The organism is Neglectibacter sp. CSJ-5, from assembly GCF_032490475.1.
Taxonomy (GTDB): Bacteria; Bacillota; Clostridia; order Oscillospirales; family Acutalibacteraceae; genus Hominenteromicrobium; species Hominenteromicrobium mulieris.
Genome location: NZ_JAVYJC010000001.1, coordinates 1 through 25,191, shown reverse-complemented (window position 1 = coordinate 25,191; position 25,191 = coordinate 1). Strand labels below are relative to the sequence as shown.

The window sequence follows — 25,191 nt, the reverse complement described above, 5'->3', positions numbered from 1 at the left end:
AAAATTCCTTTCCATCTATAAACTCACGCTTACGCGTGCGAAAGCGTTTGGAGGCCCTCTTTCAAGGCGTCCGCAAACGCGTCCATTTCTTCTGCTGTGTTTTCCGCCGAAAGGCTTATGCGCAGCGATGTTTCAACGCGCTCCTTCGGCAGCTGCATCGCGCTCAGAACGTGGCTCGGTTTTGCCTTGCCGCACGCGGAACCGCTTGAAACAAAAATGTTTTGCTCCGCCAAAAAGTGCAGCATCGTCTCCGCACGCACGCGCCCTGCCGAAAGATTCACAATATACGGCAGCGCGTTTTCGGGCGAGTTCAAAACGACCTCCGGCATCGCTTTCAGCCGTTCAATCAAATGCGCCTGCACCGCTTTTACGTGTGTGAGCGCCTCCTTTTCCGTCATCATGTGCTTCACCGCTTCGCCGAACGCACAAATTTGCGGCACGCCCTCGGTACCGGGGCGCAGATTTTTCTCTTGCCCGCCGCCGAAGCTGTGCGGCAAAATGCGTACACCGCTTTTCACGTACAGCGCACCCACGCCCTTCGGCGCATGCACCTTGTGGCCCGAAACACTGATGAGGTCAACACCGAGCTTTTTCGGCTGGAGCGGAATTTTGCAGAAGCCCTGCACCGCGTCCGTGTGAAACAGTGCCGGGGCCTTTTTTCTCTTGATTATGCCCGCAATGTCTTTCAGCGGCAGCAAAACGCCTGTTTCGTTATTCACCGCCATCACGCTGACCAAAATCGTCTTCGCATCAATGGCCGCGTCAAATTTCTCTTTCGGAATATTTCCGTCCGCCTCCGGCTGCACATACACAACCTCAAAGCCCTCTTTTTCAAGCTGTGCCATCGTATTGAGCACCGCCGGATGCTCGATTTCCGTCGTCACAATCTTGTTGCCCGCGCGTTTTTTCGCGTGCGCCGCACCCAAAATCGCAATGTTGTCGCTCTCTGTGCCGCCGGACGTGAAATAAATCTCCCCCGGCTGCGCCGAAAGTCTCTCGGCAATGATCTCCCGCGCCGCAGTCATCTCCTTTTCCGCCGCAAAGCCCTTGCTGTGCAGCGAAGAGGGGTTGCCGTAGCATTCCGTCATCATGTAAAGCGCCTTTTCCGCCGCCTCTTTTGAAACGCGCGTCGTCGCGCTGTTGTCCAAATAAATTTCCTGTGTCGTATCCATCATTATCCCTTACAGTTTTCGGTAGCCGGTCGAAAAATCGACCACATTTCTAAGCGGCTCACCCGCCAGAAAACGCTTTAAATTCTCCGCCATAATACGCACAATGCGGTCGTGCGTCTCCTGCAAATGGTATCCGCCGGAGATATGCGGTGTGATGACCGCGTTTTCCATCTTCCACAGCGGGTGATCTGCGGGCAGCGGCTCCGGGTCGGTCACGTCCACGCCCGCGCCCGCAAGCTTTCCGTTTTCCAGCGCCGCGCACAGCGCATCTGTGTCGACGATCATCCCGCGGCCGACGTTTAATAAAATCGCGCCGTCCTTCATCTTCGCCATGCGCTCTGCGTCAAACATACCCTTCGTTGCCGTCGTGCCCGGCAGCGTGATGGCCACGCAGTCCGCCTGTGGCAGGTATTCATCAAGCTTATCGGTGTGGATGAGCTCGTCCACAAAATCGGGCTTATCCGTACCCGTGCGGCGCACGCCGATCACCCTCGCGCCCAGCGCTTTCGCACGCTTCGCAAATTCCCCACCGATGTCGCCGAGGCCGAGCACCAGCACCGTCGAGTTCCACGCCGAGCGCACCTGCCCGAGGTCGCACCACTTGCCCGTGCGCTGCACATCGCGGTACAAATGCAGCTTTTTTAAAAGTTCAAGCCACACCGCGACCATGTATTCCGAAATCGCAAGGCCATACGCGCCCGTTGCATTTGTCAAAACGGTCTCCTTCGGCAGACAGCCGTGGATATACCCGTCCACGCCCGCACTGTTCGTCTGTAACCATTTGAGCTTATCGCCGGTCGAGATGAGCTTCGGGCTCACGTTGCCGAGGATTATATCCGCGTTCTGCACGTCCTCGCGCTCTGCCTTGCCCTCTTTATAAATAAACGTCTCCCCCGGCGCGGCTTCTTCGAGCCACACGCGCTGATAGGGCTTCGTCTCCATCGCAACTAAAATGTTCACAGCGTTTCGATCTCCTCTCTCCACACCGTATTGCACGCGTCGCTCGGCATGCGGAAATCGCCGCGCGGCGAAAGCGTCACAGAGCCCACCTTCGGGCCGTCCGGCAGGCAGGAGCGCTTAAACTGCTGCTGGAAGAAGCGGCGGTAGAACGTTTTCAGCCACTTTTTAATGGTCTCGGCGTCATACTGCCCCGCAAATGAGCGCAGCGCCATCGCATAAATTTTACGAGGAGTAAATCCAAAGCGCAGCATATAATACAAATAGTAATCATGCAGTTCATACGGCCCCACAAGGTCTTCCGTCTTCTGTGAAATTTCGCCGTCCTTCGGCGGCAATAATTCCGGGCTGACCGGCGTGTCCAAAATATCAAGTAAAACACGGCGCAGCTCGTCGTTGCCGTGCATCGCCTCATACCGCACGAGGTGGCGCACCAGTGTCTTCGGGATAGACGCGTTCACCGCATACATCGACATGTGGTCGCCGTTGTACGTCGCCCAGCCGAGCGCAAGCTCGGAAAGGTCGCCCGTGCCGATGACAATGCCGCCGTGCTGATTCGCAATGTCCATCAAAAGCTGCGTGCGCTCGCGCGCCTGCGAATTTTCATACGTCACGTCCAGCACCTCGGGATCGTGCTGAATGTCCTTAAAGTGCTGCTCCACCGCCTTCGCAATCGGAATTTCATCAAAATGCACCTTGAGCTCTTCCGCAAGGCACTGCGCGTTGCTCTTCGTGCGCGCCGTCGTGCCGAAGCATGGCATCGATACCGTGCGGATGCCCATGCGCGGCAGGCCGAGCATATCAAACGCGTTCGCCGTCACAAGCAACGCCAACGTGGAATCGAGACCGCCCGAAAGCCCAATGACCGCCGTTTTGCAGCCGATGTGCTTCAGTCTCGTCGCGAGACCCGTCGCCTGCATTTTGAGGATCGTCTCGCAGCGTGCGGAAAGGTCGGCGTCGTCCTTCGGCACAAACGGGTACGGGTACGCCGTGCGCGTCGTCTCAAACTCGGGCAGATCCATCGAAGCGTCGATGATGTCGCACACAGGCTCGTCCTGCCACGTATTCATGCGGCGGCGCTCCTGCACAAGGCGCTCCACGTCGATGTCGCCGTAGGTGATGCCGTTCGTAAACAAATCGCTCTCGTTCAGTAACGAGCCGTTTTCGCAAATCAAATTGTGTCCCGCAAAGATCATGTCCGTCGTGCTTTCGCCAAAGCCGCTGTCCGCGTACACATACGCCGCAAGCAGACGACCGGAGTGCATGCGCAGCATGTCGCGGCGGTACTGCGCCTTACCGATAATTTCATCGCTGCACGAAAGATTTAATAAAACGGTCGCGCCGCCCTTTGCAAGCGTCACACTCGGCGGGTCTGCCACCCAAACATCCTCGCAGATCTCCACGCCCACGGTCACGTCCGGCGCAAGCTCAAACACCACGTCGCGACAGCCGTACCAGTCGCCCGCATAGCGCAGCATGCCGCTTTCCGGCGCGGGGGAAAAATGGCGCAGCTCGTAAAATTCGGAGTAATTCGGAATATGCTGCTTTGCCGGCAGGCCCAGCAAAACGCCGCGGCTGAACACCGCCGCGCAGTTATACAGCGCCCCGCCGGACGGGATCGGCATACCCACCGCGCACAGAATATCGAGGTCTTCCGTCTCTTCGATGAGGTCAAACAGGCACGCCTTCGCGCTTTCCATCAGCTTTCTGTCCTTAAACAGGTCGCCGCAGGTGTAGCCCGTCATCGCAAGCTCCGGGAACGCGATGACCGAAGCGCCGTTTGCGGCCGCCTCGCGGATCATCTTCGCCATCTCGTTTTTGTTGTACGGGCAGTCCGCCACCTTCACGTGCGGTGTAGCCGCCGCTACGCGCACCATTCCGTCTATTTTTATGCTCACAAATAAGCTCCTCTCAAGTGTCACCGGAGGTGACACAATTATATTCACTTGCACAAATTCCCCCTGCCGAAAAAAGAGCAGGGGGAAACTGTTTTTATTCTCATTCGCCGGTTTCGGCCGCCGTCACAGGCTCCGGTGTGGACTCCTCTGTGGGGGCCGCCGTCGGTTCTGCGGGCGGCGCAGGGGTCGGCTCCGGCGCAGGGGTCGGCTCCGGCGTAGGCGCCGCAGTCGGCGCAGGGGTCGCAGTCGGCGCTGCCGTTGGGGTTGCCGTAGGTGTCGGGCTCGGGGAAGACGTCTCCGTGCCCGGGCCGATGCGGTAAATGGTGCCGCTTGGGCCGTAGTAGGAGGAAGGAAGCGTCTCGGTGCGGATGACCTCTCCGTCCTTCACAAAATCACGCCAAGCGCTCGCCTCATAGCCCCAGTTGCCGCTTGTGGAAAGCACCTTTTCGCCCTTTTTAAGGTTCTGGTCAACCACGTATTTCACAGTGCTCAGCGGCGGGATCTCGCTCGTTGTCTGGGAATACACATTGATCGTGTCCCACTCTTTCGGGTGCTTGCCGTAGAACTGCACATGCAGCGTCACACCGTCCATCCAACTCATAATGTACACCGGGGTGTCAAGATCATTGCGGAACTGGAAGTCGATCTCGCCGTAACTCACCGTCGCGTCCAGACCGATCGGCACGTACGTAGACGGTGAAGAGTGGCAGTCGCGCAGCGTGATTGTCATACCCGCACGCAGCGCAGCGCCGTAGATCGTTGAAGAAGCCTGACAAATGCCGCCACCGTACATCTGCACCAGCGCGCCGCCGGAAAGGCCGCCCGCCGGCAAAAAGCCCGTGGAAGCGTTTGTGGAATCGCCCACAATGTTTTCATAAGAGAATGTATCGCCCGGGTTCAAAACCGTGCCGTTCACGCGGGAAAGCGCCAGACCCATGTTGTGGTTGCCGTTTTCCGTATTCGTCGAGACCGTCTCAAACGAGGAGATCATGCCGAAATCTTTTCTCAGGTCGTCCACGGTCACTTTCGCCGCGGTCTCCTGCAAAGCAGCCTCTACTTCGCCGCTCGTCTTCTTAAGGAACTGCGTCTTCACGGCGGCAAGCGTTCCGTAAACGTCCAGCTTTTTGCCGTTTACGGCATCTTCAAACTTAAAGTCGCCCGCGTCAAAGTCATAAGAGCCCACGGTCGCGTCCTTAGCCTGCACGACGAAATCGCCGAGCTTCTGTTTTAATTCATTTTCAAAATTTTTGAGCGACAGGCAGTACGTCATTTCGTAGTCGCCCGCTTTTCTCGATTTCAAAAGCCGCGTCAGCGTAATATCCAGCGTATCCACAACGGTCAGCTCGCTGCCCTTGGCGGTCATTTCGGTATCGCCGCTTTTCACCGTGACGTTAATATTCGCATACGGCTTTAATGCCGCTGCTCTGCACACTTTTTCGGCTTCCGCGAGCTTCATGCCGGAAATGTCGATGCCGTCCATCGTGGTACCTTCCGCAAACACGGTCAGGTCTTCCGGCTCCGGGGTAGGCGTCGGCGCCACCGTCGCCGCAGCGTCGGAAGACGTCGGCAGCTTATCGCAGCCCGCAAAGCCCAGCATCAAGACAGCCGCCAAAACTGCGCCGACCGCCGCCGCGCGATATTTTTTCGTTTTATGTCTATACATGAGATCGCCTTTCTGAAAATCCCGGCAGCTTCTCACAGCCGCTTTTCTGTATCGTACCGACTTACGTTTTGCAGATATTCTCTCCTTTTCGCCGGCAAAATACCGGCTGAGAATATTATACCTGCCGCATCTTTTCTTGTAAAGACATACGTTTAAATATGTCTTAAAAGTTTTTGAACGCATATAGGTTCTCCGCTTACTTTAAGTATACCGCAAAGCCGCAAAAAAGTCTCCAGAAAAATGCAAATTTTCCGCAAATTTCACTCTTTTTTCGGATTTGATTTCTTAATTTCCGCGCAATATATGGAAATTCACAAAAAAATGTGATAAACTGGAGCAAAGGACAGGGGGTATCTGAAAATAAGTTTTGATTTTTCAGACACACCCGATGAAAAGGCTATTGAAAAGGAGCGGTATCATGCGCATTTTGATTCTCACCTGTGCCACCGGCGGCGGCCACCTGCGCGCGGCTGCGGCACTTGAAAAATATATACGCGAAACCACCACCCACGAAGTCATTCAAATGGACTTCTTAAAAAGCATCGGCAAGCTGCTCGACAAAACCATTTGCGACAGCTACCTCTTTATGGCGAAGAAGACCCCGTCCCTCTTCGGCCGTCTCTACAAAACGACAAATAAAGATAATCCCCTTGCGGATTTCGTCCCCCACACAACGGAGCTTCTGGCGCTCCAGCTCTATCCGCGTTTAGCGGAGGTCGCGCCGGACGTCATCATCAGCGTGCACCCGTTCGCAACAGAGATGATCTCCGGTTTAAAGGAGCGCCGCCGCATCACCTGCCCGCTCATCTGCCTCATGACAGACTACGGCGTGCACAAGGCGTGGATTGCCCCGAATGTCGATGCCTACGTCGTCGCCTGTGACGACATGGTGAACGACCTGCGCCGTCTCGGCATTCCGAAAGAGCATATCTATCCCTACGGCATCCCGGTACACGACGTCTTCTTCGACAAGGAAGACCAGGCGAAGCTCCTCACCGAAATGGACCTCGAGCCGGAAGTGCCCACCGTGCTCTTCATGGCCGGCAGCATGGGCGTCTCCAACATTGTAGACCTCTACCGCGGCCTGTGCTCCTCCCCGCTCGATTTACAGATCATCATCATCACGGGCAATAACAAAAAGCTCTATAAGCTCTTTGAAAGCGAAATTCCGAACTCGTCGAAAAAGACAAAGCTTATCCAGTTCACAACGGAGGTAGAGCGCTTTATGCACGCGTCCGACCTCATCATCACAAAGCCGGGCGGCCTCACCGTCTCGGAAGCGCTCGCATGCAACCTGCCGCTCGCCGTGTTCGACGCCATTCCCGGTCAGGAGGAAGATAACGCCAACTTCCTGCAAACGCACGATATGGGCGTGCGCGTCACAAAGGAGAATTTCTCCGCTGTCGTGTCCTCACTCATCGAGCATAAAGAGCGTCTGCGCCGCATGCGCGAAAGCTGCCGCACATTTGATAAATCCCGCGCGAACGAGAACATCGTCGCGCTCGCCGTAAGGCTCGCAAAGGAATTTGCCTCGTATAACCCGAACATCTCATTCTCCACGGATAAAGGCGTGTTCAACTTCCGCACCGCCGCCATCATCGTGCAGAACGGCAAGCTGCTCGTCACAAAAGACGACAGCACAGAGCACTACTACCTCCCCGGCGGCCGCGTCACCATGCGTGAAAAGGCCGAAGACGCCCTCACGCGCGAGTTAAAAGAAGAGCTGGGTGTCACCGTCGCGCCGGAGCGCGCCGTGTGGATTGCCCAAAGCTTCTTCACCCCTACAGGCAAAAAGCAGCGTTACCACGAGCTTTGCACCTACTTCACCGTAGACGCTTCCGGCACCGATCTCATCACCCGCGGCGACCGTTTCGACAGCCCGAATGAACCGAGCGTCCACTTCGCGTGGTTCCCGTTTGAAGAGCTGCCGTATATCGATTTAAGACCGGCGTTTTTGAAAACCGAAGTTCAAAACCTGCCGGAGCATACGCAGTTTATTACGATTGAGGATTGATGCACGTTCACCGCAGCCCGTCCTTTCACCCAACAAACGCCCCTCGTTTTTATCTTCTTTGACGATTGATTTTTCTCCGCACGTTTCCTATAATCAAGATAAAAAACATCGTTCTGAACAGGAGGTCATACCATGAAAAAAAGCTCGCTTTCTCATTTTGCGTACTATGCCGCAAACCGCGCATTCCCCGTTTTTCTGTTGCTCCTGCTTCTGCTCGGATTCACCGCCTGCTCGGCGGAAAAAGGCGCCAAAGCGCTCGATTATCCCGCCATGTTCGGCGAAACGAAAAACGAAGTACTTGCGGCGCTCGATGCGGAAAACCTCACCTACAAGGAAGACGACCTTTATGCCAACGCCTACGTTTTAGACCGGACCGAAACGCTCGAAAACCGTGATTTTTCGGTCTACCTGCTTTTCGATCTCAACACCGATACGCTTTACGGCTACCGCAGGGTCCTAGTCGTCAAAAACCCGACCGATGCGGACTGCAAGCTGCCCGAAAAGCTCCTCAACACCTTCACCGCGCAGTACGGCGAGCCGACCACCTACCCCGGCCTTGAAAACCGCATCTCCACGCACCTCGACCGCCTGAGCACCGACGCCGTCGGCTCCAGCGAGATCTACAACGAATACTGGTCGGTGTCCGAAAATTGCGACGCGTCACTCGGCGTCAGCTTTCTCCCCGACGGCCGCCTTTTTGTGGACATCGTCTGCCAAACCCCGCGAACGTAATTTTAGTAAAACTTCAAAAGGACAGCTTCCCCGGAAGCCGTCCTTTTTTCATTCTCATTTTATCTCAAACCTTATCCCGCATCTCCGTCATACGGTTCCAGTAGCGCTTTGGCATATGGGTGCGGCGGCACAGGTCGTTCCGTCTGCCCTCAATGCCCACGGTGTCGTAGAACGTGCGCCACATGGCGCGGAATTTCTCCTCCTCCGGCGATTCCGGCGGCAGCTCGATGTGCTCCGCCTGCAAAAATTCCGGCGCGCCGTCTTTATATAATAAAGCAAGCTTATGCGTGCGGTCGAAGATCATGAAATCTTCACCGGAAAAACGGTTGATAAAATGCGGCGCGATAACAGGTAAAACGCTGTTCTTCGGCTCAATCTGCGCGATAAGAACGTCGCCGTACTCCGCAAAGCGCAGAAAACCGAGGTACAAGTGCGCTTCCCGCTCAAGGAACTGCACCGCTTTCGTGATCTTATCGACGGCAGGCTCGGTCAGTCGCCCGCACACGCCGCGCCCGACCTTGTACCCCAACCGCATGAATTCCAGCATACGCAGTTCCTTTTCGGGCATACAGGTAAAAAACGCGCGCTCCAAAAGATCCTGCGCCTCCATGCCCATTTTCTTCGGAATCGACACGCGCACACGCTCGGCACGGCGCAGGTCGGTCTCGATATACTTCGCGCCGAATAAACACGTCTGGTCGGCTTCATCAACGGGCAAAATCGCGGCAGGCGTTTCTTTTTCCGCAAAGCTCTCGAACACACAGGAAAGGAAGCCGTTATATGTGCCGTCGTAGTAATACATTACAGTTGTCCGGTCAGACATTTTACCGCGTCCTCCTTTGTGGGGTTGAATAATGAAAGCTGCTCGGGAATTTCGGGCTGTATGCCGCCTTGCGGCAGCCCGCGGTCGCGCAGAATGCCCGCCAAAACCGCCGGTTCGTCTGTGCGCAAACGGCACTGCATTTTGCCGTTGCAGGTGATAAAATACGAAGCACGCTTTAAGACGACACCGAGCTTTTTCAGCCCCTCGTGGTCGAGCTTTGCTTGCCGTCTGGCGCGGATGATGCGCTTTGCACTCACCACGCCGATGCCCGGCACGCGCAATAATTTCTCATACGGCGCGCGGTTCACCTCCACGGGGAATTCCTCCGGGTGGCGCACCGCCCAACTGCACTTCGGGTCTAACATAGGGTCGAGGTCGGGCGTTTTTTCGCTCAATAATTCGTCCGCCGTGAAGCCGTAAAACCGCAAAAGCCAATCAGCTTGATATAATCTATGCTCACGCAGAAGCGGCGGCGCGGTGTCGAGCGCGGGCAGATTTCTGTCCTGCACGACCGGTATATACGCAGAGTAAAACACGCGTTTTAAAGAATACTTGTGGTAAAGTCCTTCGCTCAGCTGCAAAATACGTCGGTCGTTTTCCGGCGTTGCGCCGATGATCATTTGCGTTGACTGCCCACCCGGTACGAAGCGCGGCGCACTTTTATACCGTATGAGATCGTGCGCGTTTTCCTTGATGCCGTCGCGAATGCGCGACATAGGCAGCAGGATGTTTTCCTTCGATTTCTGTGGCGCAAGGCGCTTTAGACTGTCGTTTGACGGCAGCTCGATATTGACGCTCATGCGGTCGGCAAGCAGGCCGAGCTGCTGCAAAAGTGTCTCGTCCGCGCCGGGAATGGCTTTGACGTGAATGTAACCGTTGAAGTGATACTCGTTACGCAGAATATGCAATGTTTCGAGCATTCTTTCGCAGGTGATGTCCGGCGAGCCGAACACGGCGGAGCTTAAAAACAGCCCTTCAATATAATTGCGACGGTAAAAGCTGATGGTCAGATCCGCCAGCTCCTGCGGGCGAAACGTCGCGCGGGGCGTGTCGTTTGAGCGGCGGTTGAGGCAATACGTGCAGTCATAAGCACATATGTTCGTCATTAGCACCTTTAAAAGGGAGATGCACCGGCCGTCACTTGCAAAGCTGTGGCAGATGCCGCACGCGGCGGCAGAGCCGAGCTGCCCCTTTACGCCTGCGCGGTTTACGCCGCTTGAGGTGCACGCCGCGTCATATTTTGCGGCATCCGTTAAAATGCGCAGCTTTTCCATGGTGTCCATTTGTGTGTTCATGCTGTTCTCCCTATCTTAAAGCGCGACGCCCTTGAACGGGTTTTCGACGTGTGTGCGGCGGTTTTCCGCGGCGGACTGAAAGAGGTCTTTGTGCATCACCTTGATGCCGCGATCAATGATGTCGCCACCGTATTTGCAGCGCAGAAAATCGACCGTCGTTTCGAGCTTTTGGGCCTTTTGTCCGCGCGCGGCATCTTCAAACAGCGAGCACTGCGACATGCCGAGCGGCACGAGCGACGACACACGCACGCCGATGCTGCGGATGGATTCGCCCGTGTGGTGGGCGCGGAAAAGGCCGTAGGCGGCGTCGAAAATGCTTTTGGAATCCGCCACGGCGGTCTCCAGCATCTTCTGGCGCTGGTAGGTCTCGAGGTTATATTTGCGCACGGAAAGCTGCACGTTGTAGCCGCAAAGGCCCTTTTCGCGCAATCTTTGTGCGACGCTTTCGGAGAGCATGTAGAGCTCTGCGCGAATTTCGCCGTCGTCTTTTAGGTCGTGCACGGCAGTGGTGCTGTTGCCGATACTTTTGATCTCCTCGTGCTCGTTCACACGGCGCACGGGCGACCTGTCTTCACCGTTTGCGTACATACTTAATTGCTCGCCCGCCTTGCCGAATAGACTTTTTAACAGCTTCCGGTCGGCTTTTGCAGCGTCACCGATGGTGTAGATGCCGTATTTTCTGAGCGCTTCCTGCGTCGATTTGCCGACGAACAGCAGGTCTGCCGCCGGGAGCGGCCACACGAGCTCTTTAAAATTCTCGCGCGTGAACTCCGTTACGGCATCCGGCTTTTTATAGTCGCTGCCAAGCTTTGCGAAAATTTTGTTGAACGACACGCCGATTGACACCGTGAGCCCGAGCTCATCTTTGACGCGCGCGCGAATTTCCTCCGCAATCTCGCGGCCGCTGCCGAACAAGCGGCGGCTGCCGGTCACGTCGAGCCAGCACTCGTCTAAGCCGAAGCTTTCCACCATGTCGGTGTACTGCATGTAGATCTCCTTTGCAAGGCGCGAATACTTTGCGTAGCGCTCAAAATGCGGCGGGACGAACTTGATGCCGGGGCATTTGCGCTCCGCTTCCCACAGGGCTTCCGCCGTTTTGACGCCTTTGGCCTTCGCGAGCATATTTTTCGCGAGGACGATGCCGTGGCGACGCTCTTTGTCGCCGCCGACCGCCATGGGAATATCTTTCAGCGACGGGTCATAAAGCGTCTCCACAGAGGCATAAAAGTTATTCATATCGATGTGCAGAATGACCCGATCCACGGCTTTTGCCTCCTTTCGACGCGTTACGAACATGCGTTCTCTATACTCTTATTATAGAACATGCGTTCTGATTTGTCAAGCGGTAAATACCGGAAAAAGCGCGTTTTGAAAAAGATGTCCGCTTGTGTCCTGTGATGTTCTGCTTCTGAAACCGCAGAGATTTATGCACACTTTGTTACCTTAGTGTTACCCTAAGAACAAAGTGTAAACTTAGTGTGAAAGAAGTCTCGGTTTTCTTGAAAAAAAGTTTTCCGCGCATTATACTTTTAACTGTGAAATCGTATTTTTAACCTTATCTCTATACCCTCATTTCTAAGGAAGTGTTTTTATTTGTTTCTTGAAAAATTGAGAAGATTTATGTACGGACGGTACGGCACGGACGAATTGAACCTTGTTTTGATGATCCTCGGTATCATCGTGATGTTCCTTTCGCGCATTTTCTGGTTCTGGCCGCTCGCAATTATTTCTTACGCGCTTTATATCTATGCACTGTTCCGTATGTTCTCGCGCAACATCCCCGCGCGGCAAAAAGAATATTATTCTTTCTTAAAGGTATGGACACCGGTGCAAAAATGGTTTAGAATTAAGAAAACGGCTTTTCGCGAGCGCAAGCAGTACAAATACTTCCGCTGTCCGGGCTGTCGCCAGCAGCTGCGCGCACCGCGCGGACGCGGTAAAATTCTTGTCACCTGCCAGCGCTGCCATAAGCAGTTTAAACAAAAGACCTGATTAGGGTAAGGAGTTTGAAAACCATGAAAGTTGCAATTTTAGGCACCTGGCACGTCCACACCAAAGAGTACACCACGGGTGTACTGAACAACCCGAATGCGGAAGTCGCCGTCGTTTGGGACAACGACGCAGAGCGCGGCAAGAAGTTCGCCGGTGAAATGAACCTGCCGTTCAACGCAGACCTCGACGCTGTACTCGGCGACGAGAGCATTGACAGCGTGGTCATCTGTACTGCGACCTGCGACCACCCGGAGGTCATGATGAAGGTGACGGCGGCGAAGAAGAACATCTTCACCGAGAAGGTGCTCACCATCGACCCCAAGGACGCAGAGAAGGTCGCCGAGGCTGTGAAGGCTTCCGGCAAGGTATTTACGATCTCTTATCCGCACCGCACGTTCCCGACGCTGCGCGCGGTAAAAGCTTTGATGGACAGCGGTAAGCTGGGCCGTGTGACCTACGCACGCGTGCGCAACGTACACAACGGCAGCTCCGCAAACTGGCTTCCCCCGCATTTCTACGATAAAGCACAGTGCGGCGGCGGCGCAATGATAGACCTTGGCTCACACCCGATGTACACGCTTTACTGGCTGCTGGGAGAGCCGAAATCCATTACCTCCACGTTCACGCAGGTGACGAACCGCGGCGTTGAGGACAATGCGGTCTCCGTCATCGAGTTTGCAGACGGCAAGATCGGCGTTTCCGAGACCGGCTTTGTCTCCGAGTGCAACCCGTACACGCTGGAAGTGAGCGGCACGGACGGCGCTGTGATGGTACACGGCGACAGCGTACAGTGGGGCGGCAAGGCGACCGAAGGCAAGTGGGTAGACCTTGAGCTGCCGGAAAAGGAGCCGCTGCCAATCGACCAGTGGATCGATGCTGTTGTAAACGGCAAGCCGTCTCCGTTCACGATTGACGAGGCTGTGATGCTGACCCGTTTGATGGACGGTGCTTACAAGGCATTTGAGACCGGCGCAAAGGCGACGTTCTGACTTTAATTCTTAAATAAAAAACTCTGAGCACCCGCCGCGCGCATTTCCGTGTGCGGCGGGTCATTTTTTAGGGCGAAGCCTGCGGTATCGCCTTAACGTGTATTGGAAACCGGAGGGTCATTGTGGAAAAAGAAAACCATTCTGCAGAAAAGAAACCGATGCGGGAATACACCCCGTGGGACTATGTAAAGCCCGGCATTGCCATTGCCGCCTTTGCGGTGGGGCTGATTTTCGTACTGTTCAAGTTCGATGCGGTCTCGAAGGTGGGCGGCGTGCTCTTTAACGCGGTGAGCTCGTTTATTCTGGGCCTTTTCATCGCGTACATTTTAAATGTGTTTTTGAATCTGTTTGAGAACACGGTGTTCGGAAGACTCACACGCAGTGACAACAAGGTGTGGAAAAAGCTGAAGCGCCCGGTATGCGTGGCGCTTTCCTATGCGGTGATCGTGCTCATCCTCCTCGCCATCACGCTGTATATTGTGCCGGAGATTTTCAAGTCCCTTGAGCTCATCGGCGAGACGGCACGCGTGAATATTCCGGTGTATGCAGACCAGATTGCCAAATGGGCAGACGAGCTTTCCAAGCAGTTTAACCTCGATTTTTCCACGATGGTGGATTCGTTGAATAACTTCAACTGGTCTTCGATTTTATCGGGCGCAACGGAGTTTACGACGAACTTTTTCAGCTCGCTTGTGAACGTGACCGTGAATGTGGCGAGCGGCATTTTCACGTTTGTGCTCTCCGTTATCTTCTCCGCGTACTTCCTGACGAGCAAGGAGAGCCTGCTGCTTTCCTTAAAGCGTGTCTCCTATTCCCTGCTGCCGAAAAAGGTGGTGGCAACGCTGGCAGACATTGCGGTGACCTCGAACAACGTGTTTTCTTCCTTCGTGCGCGGCCAGCTGACGGAGTGTGTCATTTTAGGCTGCCTGTGCTTCATCTGCATGTCGCTTATCGGGTTTGACTACGCGCTGCTCATCTCGTGCATTGTGACGATCACTGCGTTGATACCGATTCTCGGCGCGTACATCGGCTGCGGCATCGGCGCGTTTTTGCTGCTGATCGTAAACCCCATGGATGCTGTATGGTTCGTCATCTTCTTCATCTGCCTTCAGCAGTTTGAGGGCAACCTCATTTATCCGAAGGTCGTGGGCTCGACCATCGGTCTGCCGGGCGTGTGGGTGATGACCGCCGTGACGATCTTCAGCAATTTGTTCGGCATTTTGGGCATTATTCTCGGCACACCGATTGCAGCGGTTCTATACACGGTGATGCGCCGCGTGACAACGAACCGCCTTGCGGCGCGCGGGCTTTCAAACGCTGATTTAGAACCGGGCAAATACCCATATCTGGAAAACTCTCACTACGCGGCGGGGTATTCTAAGGGCCGCCCGCTGTGCGCCCCCGTTTTGGAACGCGCGGCAAAGAAAAAGGAACAGGGTAAAAAGCCGCTGTTCCCGAAGTTTAAAACGAGCAAGAAAAAGTGATTTTTCGGCGCTGTACGGGAATCCGTACGGCGCTTTTTATATGCAAAAAGGCATACGGCAAAGCGTTTTTCGCTTACCGTATGCCTTTTGGTTTGCGGAAATTAAAGCGCTGCGATGACTTCCACTTCGACGAGGACGTTCTTCGGTAGGGTCTTGACGGCAACGCAGGAGCGTGCCGGCTTTTCGGTGAAATACTTGCCGTAGACGGCGTTGAACGCGGCGAAATCGCCCATATCGGCGAGGAAGCAGGTGGTCTTCACGGCGTTTTCAAACGTGGTACCGGCTTCTTCGAGGACGGCGGCAAGGTTCTTCATGACCTGCTCTGCCTGCTCGGTGATGTCTGCACCGTGGATGTCACCCGTTGCGGGGTCGATCGGAATCTGACCGGAGGTGAAGAGCATATTGCCGCAAACGATGGCCTGCGAATACGGGCCGATGGCTGCGGGGGCTTTCTTTGTATCGATTTTCTTCAGCATGATATAACTTCCTTTCGTCACGCGGCATCACGCCGCGTTTATATTCATCATAGCGATTTTTGGCGCTTTCGTCAAGTTTTGCTTTTTACTCGGCGAGGGCGTAGAATGCTTCGCTGTATTTTTCGGAATCGTCCGCCATGATGAGCAGGACAAGGTCGCCGACGCTTTCCACGCGCACGTCGTTCGGGTTGACATCCACGCAGATCCACTTGGCGGGGTTCGCGCTGCGGCGGATCTCCGCTTTCAACTCGTCGATGTCGGTACCGTCCTTGACACGCATGAGGCAAACGGAAAACGCGATGGCGTTGATGAACGGCTCGCTCGCGACGGCTTCTTCAAAATCGAGGTTTTCGACGCCGAAGTAGTACGCAGACTGGTCTTTCGGAATCTCGACCGTGCCGACGCTGTTTTTGAGAAAATCGCGCTGCTCGTCATCGACATCTACGGTGTCATACAGGCGGTCTATAATCTCCGGCAGCGTGCCCGAGATGGTTTTGCCGCCGTCTGTTGTGCTGTTTCCGCTGCCGCAGGCGGCGCAGGCGAAAAGCAGTGTGAGCGCGAGCAGGAGCGCCGTAAGCTTTTTGGGTTTTCTCATGGTAAATTTCCTTTCCGGTTTTAAAATCGAAGGGGTAGTTTAGTATTTTGTGGCGTAGTAGTCGATGGCTTCATCGATGGTGCCGTCAAACACGATCTTTCCGTTTTTCATCACGATACCGCGGGTGCAGAACGCTTTGGCAATCTCCGGCGAATGGGTGACGAACAGAAGCGTGATGTCGCCCTGCATGATCTCCTTCACCTTTTTGGTGCACTTATCGCGGAACGCGCGGTCGCCGACGGACAGCGCCTCATCGACGATGAGGATTTCCGGGTTGATGTTGACGCAGATGGAAAAGCCGAGGCGCGCTTTCATACCGCTGGAATACGTGCGCACAGGCTGGTCGATGTATTCTTCGAGCTCCGCAAAATCAATGATGGCAGGCTCGAGCTTTGCGATGTCTTCATCGTTAAGGCCCAAAATGCGGCCCTTGAGGTAAATGTTTTCGCGGCCGGTAAATTCCTGGTCAAAGCCGCTTGTAAGCTCCAGAAGCGCGCTGACGATGCCGTTGACGTAAATTTCGCCGCTTGTGGGGAACGTGACGCCGGTGATCATTTTAAGCATGGTGGATTTGCCTGCGCCGTTGCGTCCTAAAATGGCGACGGCTTCGCCGCGCTCGACGGTGAGGTTCATATCGACGACGGCGTGCTTTGTTTTGTGCGGCACGCTTTTGAAAAACAGCCCCAAAAGGCGACGGCGGCTGCTTGTATACAGTCTGTACGTTTTGCAGACATTTTTAAAACGGATGGCAATGTTGTTTTGTTCGCTCATGCTTTTGCCCTCCTTACAGTACGTCCGCCATTTCGCTGCGGGTGCGGCGGTAGCTCCAGATGCCGAGTGCGTAAATGACGACGAGCCAGACGGCGAAATACAAAAGGCGCTTCGGCTGGTCAAAGAACCACGTGTGGTAGATGAAGCAGTTGCGGTAGCCGTTGCACAGGAACGTGACGGGATTCAGCATCAAAAGCTTATGTGCGAGGCCCTTGTGCATGGTATCGACCTGAAAAAGCACGCCGGAAAGCCAGAACACCGCTGTGACGAACGATTTGACGAGGTTTGAGAAATCGGTGCTGATGGCGGCGATGGGCGCGGCAAACATAGCCCAGCCGGTGAAGAACAGGAAATTGCACAGCATGTAAAACGGCAGCTGCACAAGGTAGATGGTCAATTCGTTGCCGGTGATAACGAAGATGAGGATGGTGATCATCATCAAGATGAGGTGCACAGAGAATTTGGAGATGCTGGTAAACGTCGGAATGGTGGAGACCGGGTATTTCATCTTGGTGACGAGATAGCGGTTTCGCAAAATACACTCGGTGCCAAGCGTGAGCATTTCGCTCATATAAAACCACGGCACGATGCCGCTGATGAGCCACAGCACGAACGGGTAGCCCTCGATATCGCCGCCGCGGCGCAGGCCGATGGCAAATGCAAACCAGTAAACGAAAATCGTGACAAGCGGCTTGATGATAGCCCAAGACCAACCGAGTGCGGACGCACGGTATGTGCGGCGCAGGTCGGAGCCCGCAAGTTTAAAGATCTGTTTTCGGTAATCGATGTGATCCCGAACGATGGTGACGATGGTTTCACCCACCGAAGGTCTGGTTGATTTGATTTCAAAAGATGAGGCCATACAGGCCACACCTCCTTTCCCGCGCAGCGCGCGTACCTAAAAAGGCATTCCGAAAATATGGTGAATAGGATAGGCTTACTGCCCGGCCTTCTTCCAGTCCGCAGGCAGTATCGCTTTTGCTATTATACACGTTTTGCAGGAAAAATCAACCGTTTTCGACACGCGGCGCGGCGATGCACACGGCATCCTTGACACAGCGGATGACGGTATCGATGCCGCCTGCGGCGTATTCGCCGTCGATTGACCAATCAAAGCCCGCTGCGGCATGCAGGCGGAACGTACTTGCGGAGGCGAAATCGATGTGCTTGTCCGAAAAATCGTTGTTTTTGAGCGCCAGAATGAGGCGGTGCAGGTCAGGAAGCGTTTCCGGCTTGCGAATGAGAAGCATCTCAAGCTTGCCGTCGTTCATATCGACGCTGTTTTCATCGTATTTCAGCATACCGCCGATGGAAAGCGAGTTGCTGAACGCGCCGAAAATGTACGCGCCCTCGAAAAATTCTCCGTCTGCCGTGACGGTGAGGGGCGTGGCGTCGAGCGCGTGGAGGTCCTTCATGCCCTCTAAGACATACGCGAAGTGGCCCAAAAGGCGCTTCATGGTGCGCGGCGTGGCGTAGGAGCACTTTGTAAATAAGCCGAACGACGCGACATAGGAAAAATAGCCGTCGCCGAATTTGCCGGCATCAATGAGGCGGTCTTCTGTTTCCGTAAAGCTCTTATAGGGATCTAAAAGATGCTTTTGAATGCCGAGCGTCTGGGCAAAATCGTTTGTGGTACCGGCGGGCAGATATGTGATGGGCGTGCGCAGCGCGCGGTGCAGCATGCCGTTTAAGACGGCGTTTAATGTGCCGTCGCCGCCGAGCACGACGACGCGGGCATAGTCGTTTTCTGCGAGCTTTGCGGTGTAGCCGCTTCCGTTTTCCGTTTCGGTCGTTTCAAAGCGGTCAACGGCGGCGCCGCTTTCCTTCAGCCATGCTTCAAGCTTATCGGCGGTATGCTCGCCGCCGATGCGGCCGGAAACGGGATTGACGATCATTAAAATGTGCGCGCCGCGTACCGGCTCGTATTCCAAATTTCTATCCGTTTCTCTCACCCTTTACGCACAAATTTACTCATAAACATTATACGCAAATACGGGGGAAAAACGGTGAACAAAATTTGAATTTAGAACACACAAGCATAGAAAAAACGCCGCCATACAGGAAAAAGTCGTACAGCGGCGCTTATGTGTCTATTCGGTTTAAAATCAGCCCTTGAGCTCTACGCGGCGGATTTTGCCGCTGATGGTCTTCGGCAGCTCATCGCGGAACTCAACGATACGCGGGTATTTGTACGGTGCGGTGTTCGTCTTGACGTAGGTCTGAATTTCTTTTTTCAGCGCTTCTGTGCCCTGCGTGCCCTTTGTGAGCACGATGGACGCCTTGACGACCTGCCCGCGAATGGGATCCGGAGCGCTGGTGACGGCACATTCGAGCACATACGGCAGCTCCATGATGACGGATTCGATCTCGAACGGCCCGATGCGGTAACCGGACGACTTGATGACATCGTCTGTTCTGCCGACATAGAAGAAGTAGCCGTCTTCATCGCGCCATGCGGTGTCGCCGGTGTGATATACGCCGCCGCTCCACGCTTCGCGGGTCTTCTCTTCGTCGCGGTAATAGCCCATGAAGAGGCCGCAGGGCGTGTGCTTATCGGTACGGATGACGATCTCGCCCGTTTCGCCGACCGGCGCAGGCGTGCCGTCCGGCAGAATGAGGTCGACATCGTAAAGCGGGTTCGGGATGCCCATGGAGCCGCTTTTCGGCACGGAGCCGACCGGGTTGTAAATGGAAAGCGTGGTCTCCGTCTGGCCGAAGCCCTCATAAATGGAAAGGCCGGTGGCGCGCTTCCACTGCTCGTAGACTTCGGGGTTCAGGGCTTCGCCTGCCGTGGTGCTGTACTCGATGGAGGAAAGGTCATATTTGGAGAGATCTTCCTTAATGAAGAAGCGGTACATAGTGGGCGGCGCGCAGAACGTGGTGATGTTGTACTGCTTGAACATAGGCAAGATGTCGTGTGCATCGAACTTATCAAAATCATAGGTAAAAATGGGCGCTTCACACATCCACTGGCCGTAGAGCTTGCCCCACAGTGCCTTGCCCCAGCCGGTATCCGAAATGGTGAAGTGCAGCCCCTCCGGGTTGACGTTGTGCCAGTATTTGGCAGTGATGTAGTGTCCGAGTGCGTATTTATAGTTGTGCTCCGCGATCTTCGGGTAGCCCGTGGTGCCGGAGGTGAAGAACATGAGCATGGGGTCACTGCCGCAGGCGGTGTCCTCTGTACGCTCAAACACGTCGCTCTGCTTTTCAACCTCGGCGTCGAAATCGAGCCAGCCCTCGCGTGCGCCGTTTGCCATCACCAAAAATTCGACGGTGCCGCAGTTTTTGGCGGCGCGCAGGGCTTCATCTGCGACCTGACCGTCCGGCGTGCAGACAAGCGCGCGCACGCCTGCGGCCTTGAAGCGGTAATCGAGGTCGTGCTCCATTAAAAGGTTCGTCGCCGGGATGACGACGGCGCCGAGTTTATGCAGCGCCAAAATGGCGAACCAGAACTGGTAGTGGCGCTTTAAGATGAGCATGACTCTATCGCCGCGCTTAATGCCGAGGGACTTGAAGTAGTTTGCCGTCTTATTCGACATGCGCTTCATATCATTAAACGTGAAGCGCTTTTCCTCGTGGTGCTTGGAGACCCAGAGCATCGCAAGCTTATCCGGCTCTTTTTCCGCCATTTTATCGACGATGTCGAACGCGAAGTTGAACTTTTCCTCGTTCATGAAATCGATGGATTTTAAGATGCCGTTTTCGTCAAGCTCGGTGTGCACGAACGGGCTTGCGACCGTTTCGTGGTCGGCACGGTCCTGTTTGGCCTTGATGAGCGCCTCGAACGTGTCCTTTTCGGGCTTTTTCTCCTTCTGCGGGCGCATGACGACGGCGTAGAGGGTACATTCCTCGCCGCCGACGGCGATCATACCGTGGGGCGTGCCGCTGTTGTAGTAAATGGAATCACCCTCGCCGAGTTCTTCGATGTGCGAACCGATCTGCACGCGCATTTTGCCCTTGATGACGATGTCCATTTCCTGCCCCTGATGGGTGGAAAGCTTGATTGCAACCTTCTGCTCCGCCTCGTTATACGGCATGGTGACAAAAAAGGGCTCTGCCGTTTTGCCCTTAAAGAGCGGGGCAAGATTTAAATACTTAAAGCCCTGGCGGCGCGTAATGGGCAGGCCCTCGCCGCGGCGGGTGACGGTATATGTGGAAAGACGCGGGCTTGTGCCCTTGATGAGGTCGGTGGGGTCGATACCGAAGCGCTCTGCACATTTAAAAATAAACGTGAAGCTGAAATCATGCTCGCCGCTTTCAAAGCCGCGGTATTCCTCCAGCGTGACGCCGGTGCGCTGCGCCATTTCTTCTTCGGAAAGGCCGATGATCTCGCGCATGGTGCGAATGCGCTCCGCCACCTCTGCGAGCTGTGCTTTCAGGTCTGTTTTTTCCGTTACGGGGGTTTGTGCTTCGTTTGCCAATTTCTTCATTCCTTTCGTTTTGGTATGGCTATATCGATAGTTTTGGTGTTTTTCATGCAAAAAACTCCGTCTCAAATCGCTTTGAGACGGAGTTGATCCGCGGTACCACTCAAATTGCCTGAAAAGGCCACTCACGGGCTCCCATGAAGCCCTATGCACTGACGCAGCATGGCGCGGAAAGCCCTACTCGGGTTCACTTTGGGGCTTTCAGCTCGGAAGGGATTGTGACAGGGCTTTTCGTATCGGCTTACACCCGCCGCCGACTCTCTGAAACGGGAAAGCCCGCACTGTCTTCGTCATCGCTTTTATATTTTCTCTGTATTATATGAGGTATATCTGAAAAGACAAAACTTGTTTTTAGACATATTCTTATCTTATCTGGTTTTCATTTCAATGTCAATTGTTTTTTTAAAAATTTCAAAAAGCTTCACACTTTTGCGGCCTCACGCATTTCGCGCATAACTTACTCCCTCAAAACGTGAAATAAATAATAAAAACCGGATAAATACAGGCATTGCAGCCCGCATTTTATCCGGCTTTCTGTTTCGTGCGAACGGGTCGCCCTCCGATAAACATTTAACCGTTTATCTTTGAACTACCTTATTTTAATAAAATGAAAATATCAATGACACTTTACGCGCGATGTGCGGCTTCTACGGCGTCAGCGGCGTTATCGAGAAGGCCGTCACCCATAAGCTCGATGGCACCGCGATCGCACAGGGAGGCGATCTGCGGGTCAAGCGGAAGCTTATCGAGCACCTTGAGGTCGTACTTTGCCGCGACCTCGTCGATGTGGCTTTCGCCGTAAACCTTGAACGGCTCGCCGCAGCACGGGCACTTGACATAGCTGTAATTTTCGATAAGACCGAGCACGGGCACGTTCATCATTTTCGCCATTTCGACCGCTTTGGAGACGATCATGGAGACGAGCTCCTGCGGGGAGGTGACGATGATGATGCCGTCGAGCGGGATGGACTGGAACACCGTGAGCGGTGCGTCGCCGGTTCCGGGGGGCAGGTCAACAAACATATAATCAACTTCATTCCAGATGACGTCGCTCCAGAACTGCTTGATGACACCGGCGATGACCGGGCCGCGCCAGACGACCGGAGAGGTCTCATCCGGCAGAAGCTCGTTGATGCTCATGGTCTCGATGCCGGTCTTTGTGTTGACCGGGAACAGGCCTTCATCGCTGCCCATGGCCTTTTCGTGGATGCCGAAGCACTTCGGGATAGACGGACCGGTGATGTCGGCATCGAGAATGGCGGTTTTAAAGCCGCGGCGCTGCATGGTAACAGCCAGCATAGAGGTGACAAGGCTTTTACCTACGCCGCCTTTGCCGCTGACAACGCCGATGACCTTTTTGACATTGCTCATCTTATTCATGGGCGCAAGAAAGCTTTCCGGATTCTGGCGGGAAGGACATTCCTCGCCGCAGCTGGAGCAGTCGTGCGTACAATTTTCGCTCATTGCTGATACTTCCTCTCAAAAATAATGTCTTTTTTCGTTTGTGCGGTAAGCTATTCCGCCGCATCAAACAGGATATTTCGGTCTTTTTATTCTACCCTGTTCTTCCGCTTTTGTCAAGATTTTGACAAGCTATGGAACTGCACAGTTAAGCTATTCGGGCGTATCGTTCGCAACGGTGGGCGTTAAAAACAGCAGAAGAAACGCGAGCGCCAAAATGCCGCAGGAAATAAAGATGGTTTTTCGGAATGAAAATTTTTCCCGTACCTCGGTTTTTGACTTCAAGATACGGGAAATTTTAATTTCAGGCTTCGTCAAATAATTTTTCAAAGCGAACGGCGGCGGTGTGCAGGTCTTTCATGCCCTCAAACACGTTTTCCGCGTTGAACTTTTCTTTGAGGTAATGATCGGCCTCCAGCGTGAACCAGCCTTTGTAACCGATCTCTTTGAGCGCGGCGGCGATGGGCGCGAAATCAATGGACATGGAGAACGGGATCTGGTGGGAATCGTGCCAGCGGTCGTTATCGTGAATGTGAAGCGCCTGCAGGCGGTGGCCCAGCGCACGGATCATGTTCACCGCGCCTGAACCGGAGCCGCGCATTTCCGCGTGGCCGATGTCGAGGCATGCGACGAGATACGGGTCATTTACGGCGTCGATATGCTCGATGAAGCTCTCTGAGGTGGCGCATGCCGCAAAGCAGGACTCGTCTTTCGCATCATCCCAGTTCCACATGTTTTCCGTGGCAATCTTCACGCCGCAGTCCTTCGCAAACGGCAACAGTTCAAGGTACATTTCGGCATTTTCTGCGGCGGATTTGTCGTTATCCGGGTGAATGATGCAGATCTTGCCGCCGGCTTCTGCCGTGCATTCAATCGCGCGCTTGAAATACGAGCGAATCTCCGGGCAGGATGTCGGGAACGGCGCGTGCGACTGGTTGCAGGTGATGCCGTTATCGAGGCCGATCTGCTTCAGCTTGCGCGCAAACGCGAGATAATTTTCCCCGGCAAGCGGATGTGTTGTGGGGCGGACTGCGCCGAGTCGCCAATCGTAATCGCACATGGCAAACATGGAAAAATCCCAGGCGTCAAACCCGGCTTTTGCGACGTATTCCACGGCTTTTTCTTCGCCGACCAGAACGGACGCGATTTCGATCTGTGTGGATGTTCTCATGAAAACTCCTCCCTTTTATCGACATTATAGAGCCGAAAAAGGGGCTTGTCAAGCCAGTCTTTCGGCGTTTGGTTTGTGGAAAAAGCCGAAAGCACTGTACAAAGCGACACAAAAACGACCGCCCGATTCAGAACCGAGCAGCCGTTCATAGAGTTTGCTTAATAATTTTCCGCGTGGACCTCAAAATAGCTCTGCGGATGGTTGCAGACCGGACATACCTCCGGCGCTTTGACGCCGACGCAGATATGACCGCAGTTGCGGCACTCCCACACTTTTACCTCGCTCTTTTCAAAAACATGTGCAGTCTCTAAATTTTTGAGCAGCGCACGGTAGCGCTCTTCGTGGTGCTTTTCGATCTCGCCGACCATTCTGAATTTTGCGGCAAGCTCCGGGAAACCTTCCTCTTCGGCGGTTTTTGCAAAACCCTCATACATATCGGTCCACTCGTAGTTTTCGCCGTCCGCAGCGGCCCCGAGATTTGCTTTTGTATCGCCGATGCCCATGAGCTCCTTGAACCACATTTTTGCGTGTTCTTTTTCGTTATCGGCTGTCTTCAGGAAGAGTGCAGCTATCTGCTCGTAGCCCTCTTTTTTCGCGACAGATGCGAAAAAGGTGTACTTATTTCTCGCCTGCGACTCGCCGGAGAAGGCCTCTTGCAGATTTTTCTCGGTTTTGGTGCCTGTATACTTGTTTGCCATAGAAATACCTCCTATGTCCATTAAAATCAATTTCGCCCTAAGGCGACCTTGCATTCTTAAGTATAACTCATTTTTTGAAAAAAACAAATGATTTTGAACCATATAAAAAATAAAAAGCACTCGGCAATACGCTAAGTGCTTTTATCTGGCTCCCCCTGTTGGACTCGAACCAACGACCCTGCGGTTAACAGCCGCATGCTCTACCAACTGAGCTAAGGAGGAATATTTTGGTGACCCGTGCGGGAATCGAACCCACGTTAACGGCGTGAGAGGCCGCTGTCTTAACCGCTTGACCAACGGGCCACAAAAACCAAGAGTTGTGGCTCTTGGTCAGCTTCTGGTGCACCATCAGGGACTCGAACCCGGGACACCCTGATTAAGAGTCAGGTGCTCTACCAACTGAGCTAATGGTGCATATACCCTGAAAACTGAATAAAGGGAGAAGCAAGAGTAGAATGGGAGAAGAAAGCGCAATCTTGAACCAAGAAGGATTATGGTCAAGCCCTCGACCTATTAGTACTGCCAAGCTGAACACGTTACCGTGCTTACACATGCAGCCTATCAACCTTGTAG

Annotated in this window: 21 protein-coding genes, 3 tRNA genes, 1 rRNA gene and 1 other annotated feature; of the genes, 5 read left to right on the top strand and 20 right to left on the bottom strand. The window is 54.3% G+C overall.

All coding sequences use genetic code 11. The features are described 5' to 3' along the window. Nucleotides 1-29: 29 nt before the first annotated feature. The 4 genes from R2K26_RS00125 to R2K26_RS00110 all read right to left on the bottom strand — a co-directional run bounded on the left by R2K26_RS00125 (nucleotide 30) and on the right by R2K26_RS00110 (nucleotide 5,690). Nucleotides 30-1,175 (bottom strand): cysteine desulfurase family protein, encoded by a 1,146-nt coding sequence (locus tag R2K26_RS00125; protein ID WP_316517923.1) that lies wholly within the window; start codon nucleotides 1,173-1,175, stop codon nucleotides 30-32. 6 nt (nucleotides 1,176-1,181) lie between these two features. Further along, entirely contained in the window at nucleotides 1,182-2,132 is a 951-nt protein-coding gene (locus R2K26_RS00120; RefSeq protein ID WP_316517921.1) for a D-2-hydroxyacid dehydrogenase, read from the bottom strand. After that, nucleotides 2,129-4,006: an NAD(+) synthase gene (locus tag R2K26_RS00115; RefSeq protein WP_396897215.1), complete on the bottom strand. Its 1,878-nt coding sequence runs from the start codon at nucleotides 4,004-4,006 to the stop codon at nucleotides 2,129-2,131. The genes R2K26_RS00120 and R2K26_RS00115 overlap by 4 nt, the downstream gene beginning before the upstream one ends. 121 nt (nucleotides 4,007-4,127) lie before the next feature. Then, nucleotides 4,128-5,690 (bottom strand): VanW family protein, encoded by a 1,563-nt coding sequence (locus R2K26_RS00110; protein ID WP_316517917.1) that lies wholly within the window; start codon nucleotides 5,688-5,690, stop codon nucleotides 4,128-4,130. Between the two features lie 418 nt (nucleotides 5,691-6,108). On the opposite strand from R2K26_RS00110, the gene R2K26_RS00105 reads away from it, so the two are divergent. Further along, nucleotides 6,109-7,704, top strand: coding sequence for an MGDG synthase family glycosyltransferase (locus R2K26_RS00105; RefSeq protein ID WP_316517915.1), 1,596 nt, complete (start codon nucleotides 6,109-6,111; stop codon nucleotides 7,702-7,704). A 132-nt stretch (nucleotides 7,705-7,836) separates the two neighbouring features. Further along, on the top strand, nucleotides 7,837-8,436 hold the full coding sequence (locus R2K26_RS00100; protein WP_316517912.1) for a hypothetical protein: 600 nt from the start codon (nucleotides 7,837-7,839) through the stop codon (nucleotides 8,434-8,436). 64 nt (nucleotides 8,437-8,500) lie between these two features. On the opposite strand, the gene R2K26_RS00095 is transcribed toward R2K26_RS00100, so the two are convergent. The 3 genes from R2K26_RS00095 to dinB are packed head-to-tail and all read right to left on the bottom strand — an operon-like array spanning nucleotide 8,501 to nucleotide 11,817. Continuing rightward, nucleotides 8,501-9,259: a TIGR03915 family putative DNA repair protein gene (locus tag R2K26_RS00095; protein WP_316517910.1), complete on the bottom strand. Its 759-nt coding sequence runs from the start codon at nucleotides 9,257-9,259 to the stop codon at nucleotides 8,501-8,503. Next, nucleotides 9,238-10,542 carry a putative DNA modification/repair radical SAM protein gene (locus tag R2K26_RS00090; RefSeq protein ID WP_176820191.1) on the bottom strand — a complete coding sequence of 435 codons (1,305 nt, stop codon included), beginning with the start codon at nucleotides 10,540-10,542 and terminating at the stop codon, nucleotides 9,238-9,240. The genes R2K26_RS00095 and R2K26_RS00090 overlap by 22 nt, the downstream gene beginning before the upstream one ends. Nucleotides 10,543-10,569: 27 nt before the next feature. Continuing rightward, on the bottom strand, nucleotides 10,570-11,817 hold the full coding sequence (gene dinB / locus R2K26_RS00085; protein WP_316517908.1) for a DNA polymerase IV: 1,248 nt from the start codon (nucleotides 11,815-11,817) through the stop codon (nucleotides 10,570-10,572). A 330-nt stretch (nucleotides 11,818-12,147) separates the two neighbouring features. Here dinB and R2K26_RS00080 point away from each other — a divergent pair, with 330 nt between their 5' ends. The 3 genes from R2K26_RS00080 (at nucleotide 12,148) to R2K26_RS00070 (ending at nucleotide 15,019) form a co-directional block, all read left to right on the top strand. Next, the gene (locus tag R2K26_RS00080) at nucleotides 12,148-12,546 is read left to right on the top strand and encodes a hypothetical protein (RefSeq protein ID WP_308449781.1); all 399 of its coding nucleotides are present in this window, start codon (nucleotides 12,148-12,150) and stop codon (nucleotides 12,544-12,546) included. 23 nt (nucleotides 12,547-12,569) lie between these two features. Beyond that, nucleotides 12,570-13,535: a Gfo/Idh/MocA family oxidoreductase gene (locus R2K26_RS00075; RefSeq protein WP_316517903.1), complete on the top strand. Its 966-nt coding sequence runs from the start codon at nucleotides 12,570-12,572 to the stop codon at nucleotides 13,533-13,535. A gap of 122 nt (nucleotides 13,536-13,657) precedes the next feature. Beyond that, nucleotides 13,658-15,019, top strand: a complete 1,362-nt coding sequence (locus R2K26_RS00070; protein ID WP_316517901.1) for an AI-2E family transporter — start codon at nucleotides 13,658-13,660, stop codon at nucleotides 15,017-15,019. A 101-nt stretch (nucleotides 15,020-15,120) separates the two neighbouring features. Here R2K26_RS00070 and R2K26_RS00065 read toward each other — a convergent pair whose 3' ends face one another. From R2K26_RS00065 to R2K26_RS00005, 13 genes are all read right to left on the bottom strand, one after another. After that, a complete protein-coding gene (locus R2K26_RS00065; RefSeq protein WP_176820182.1) occupies nucleotides 15,121-15,495 on the bottom strand; it encodes a RidA family protein in 375 nt (124 codons plus the stop codon). A gap of 85 nt (nucleotides 15,496-15,580) precedes the next feature. Next, on the bottom strand, nucleotides 15,581-16,090 hold the full coding sequence (locus R2K26_RS00060; protein WP_316517899.1) for a hypothetical protein: 510 nt from the start codon (nucleotides 16,088-16,090) through the stop codon (nucleotides 15,581-15,583). 39 nt (nucleotides 16,091-16,129) lie between these two features. Further along, complete coding sequence (locus R2K26_RS00055) at nucleotides 16,130-16,861, bottom strand: ABC transporter ATP-binding protein (RefSeq protein ID WP_316517897.1); 732 nt, start codon at nucleotides 16,859-16,861, stop codon at nucleotides 16,130-16,132. Nucleotides 16,862-16,874: 13 nt separating this feature from the next. Beyond that, entirely contained in the window at nucleotides 16,875-17,723 is an 849-nt protein-coding gene (locus tag R2K26_RS00050; protein WP_176820185.1) for an ABC transporter permease, read from the bottom strand. 145 nt (nucleotides 17,724-17,868) lie between these two features. Then, nucleotides 17,869-18,792 carry a YegS/Rv2252/BmrU family lipid kinase gene (locus R2K26_RS00045; RefSeq protein ID WP_316517890.1) on the bottom strand — a complete coding sequence of 308 codons (924 nt, stop codon included), beginning with the start codon at nucleotides 18,790-18,792 and terminating at the stop codon, nucleotides 17,869-17,871. A gap of 174 nt (nucleotides 18,793-18,966) precedes the next feature. Further along, nucleotides 18,967-21,282: an AMP-binding protein gene (locus R2K26_RS00040; RefSeq protein WP_316517889.1), complete on the bottom strand. Its 2,316-nt coding sequence runs from the start codon at nucleotides 21,280-21,282 to the stop codon at nucleotides 18,967-18,969. Nucleotides 21,283-21,361: 79 nt separating this feature from the next. Continuing rightward, nucleotides 21,362-21,591 (bottom strand) — a binding site (T-box leader). 324 nt (nucleotides 21,592-21,915) lie between these two features. Further along, a complete protein-coding gene (locus R2K26_RS00035; protein ID WP_316517887.1) occupies nucleotides 21,916-22,752 on the bottom strand; it encodes an Mrp/NBP35 family ATP-binding protein in 837 nt (278 codons plus the stop codon). Between the two features lie 301 nt (nucleotides 22,753-23,053). After that, complete coding sequence (locus R2K26_RS00030) at nucleotides 23,054-23,920, bottom strand: sugar phosphate isomerase/epimerase family protein (RefSeq protein ID WP_316517885.1); 867 nt, start codon at nucleotides 23,918-23,920, stop codon at nucleotides 23,054-23,056. Between the two features lie 158 nt (nucleotides 23,921-24,078). Then, a complete protein-coding gene (gene rbr, locus R2K26_RS00025; protein WP_316517883.1) occupies nucleotides 24,079-24,618 on the bottom strand; it encodes a rubrerythrin in 540 nt (179 codons plus the stop codon). Between the two features lie 146 nt (nucleotides 24,619-24,764). Beyond that, a tRNA-Asn gene (locus R2K26_RS00020) sits at nucleotides 24,765-24,840 on the bottom strand. A 6-nt stretch (nucleotides 24,841-24,846) separates the two neighbouring features. Then, nucleotides 24,847-24,921: transfer RNA gene (locus R2K26_RS00015), tRNA-Glu, on the bottom strand. Nucleotides 24,922-24,956: 35 nt separating this feature from the next. Next, nucleotides 24,957-25,032 (bottom strand) — tRNA-Lys (locus R2K26_RS00010). A gap of 79 nt (nucleotides 25,033-25,111) precedes the next feature. Next, nucleotides 25,112-25,191: ribosomal RNA gene (locus tag R2K26_RS00005) — 23S ribosomal RNA — on the bottom strand; the annotation flags it as partial.

What these genes read in the sequence shown, in the direction of transcription:
- R2K26_RS00125 (WP_316517923.1), bottom strand. Translation starts at nt 1,175, where the DNA reads ATGATGGATACGACACAGGAAATTTATTTGGACAACAGCGCGACGACG.
- R2K26_RS00115 (WP_396897215.1), bottom strand. Translation starts at nt 4,006, where the DNA reads ATGGTGCGCGTAGCGGCGGCTACACCGCACGTGAAGGTGGCGGACTGC.
- R2K26_RS00110 (WP_316517917.1), bottom strand. Translation starts at nt 5,690, where the DNA reads ATGTATAGACATAAAACGAAAAAATATCGCGCGGCGGCGGTCGGCGCA.
- R2K26_RS00105 (WP_316517915.1), top strand. Translation starts at nt 6,109, where the DNA reads ATGCGCATTTTGATTCTCACCTGTGCCACCGGCGGCGGCCACCTGCGC.
- R2K26_RS00100 (WP_316517912.1), top strand. Translation starts at nt 7,837, where the DNA reads ATGAAAAAAAGCTCGCTTTCTCATTTTGCGTACTATGCCGCAAACCGC.
- R2K26_RS00095 (WP_316517910.1), bottom strand. Translation starts at nt 9,259, where the DNA reads ATGTCTGACCGGACAACTGTAATGTATTACTACGACGGCACATATAAC.
- R2K26_RS00090 (WP_176820191.1), bottom strand. Translation starts at nt 10,542, where the DNA reads ATGGACACCATGGAAAAGCTGCGCATTTTAACGGATGCCGCAAAATAT.
- R2K26_RS00075 (WP_316517903.1), top strand. Translation starts at nt 12,570, where the DNA reads ATGAAAGTTGCAATTTTAGGCACCTGGCACGTCCACACCAAAGAGTAC.
- R2K26_RS00065 (WP_176820182.1), bottom strand. Translation starts at nt 15,495, where the DNA reads ATGCTGAAGAAAATCGATACAAAGAAAGCCCCCGCAGCCATCGGCCCG.
- R2K26_RS00060 (WP_316517899.1), bottom strand. Translation starts at nt 16,090, where the DNA reads ATGAGAAAACCCAAAAAGCTTACGGCGCTCCTGCTCGCGCTCACACTG.
- R2K26_RS00055 (WP_316517897.1), bottom strand. Translation starts at nt 16,861, where the DNA reads ATGAGCGAACAAAACAACATTGCCATCCGTTTTAAAAATGTCTGCAAA.
- R2K26_RS00050 (WP_176820185.1), bottom strand. Translation starts at nt 17,723, where the DNA reads ATGGCCTCATCTTTTGAAATCAAATCAACCAGACCTTCGGTGGGTGAA.
- R2K26_RS00035 (WP_316517887.1), bottom strand. Translation starts at nt 22,752, where the DNA reads ATGAGCGAAAATTGTACGCACGACTGCTCCAGCTGCGGCGAGGAATGT.
- R2K26_RS00030 (WP_316517885.1), bottom strand. Translation starts at nt 23,920, where the DNA reads ATGAGAACATCCACACAGATCGAAATCGCGTCCGTTCTGGTCGGCGAA.
- rbr (WP_316517883.1), bottom strand. Translation starts at nt 24,618, where the DNA reads ATGGCAAACAAGTATACAGGCACCAAAACCGAGAAAAATCTGCAAGAG.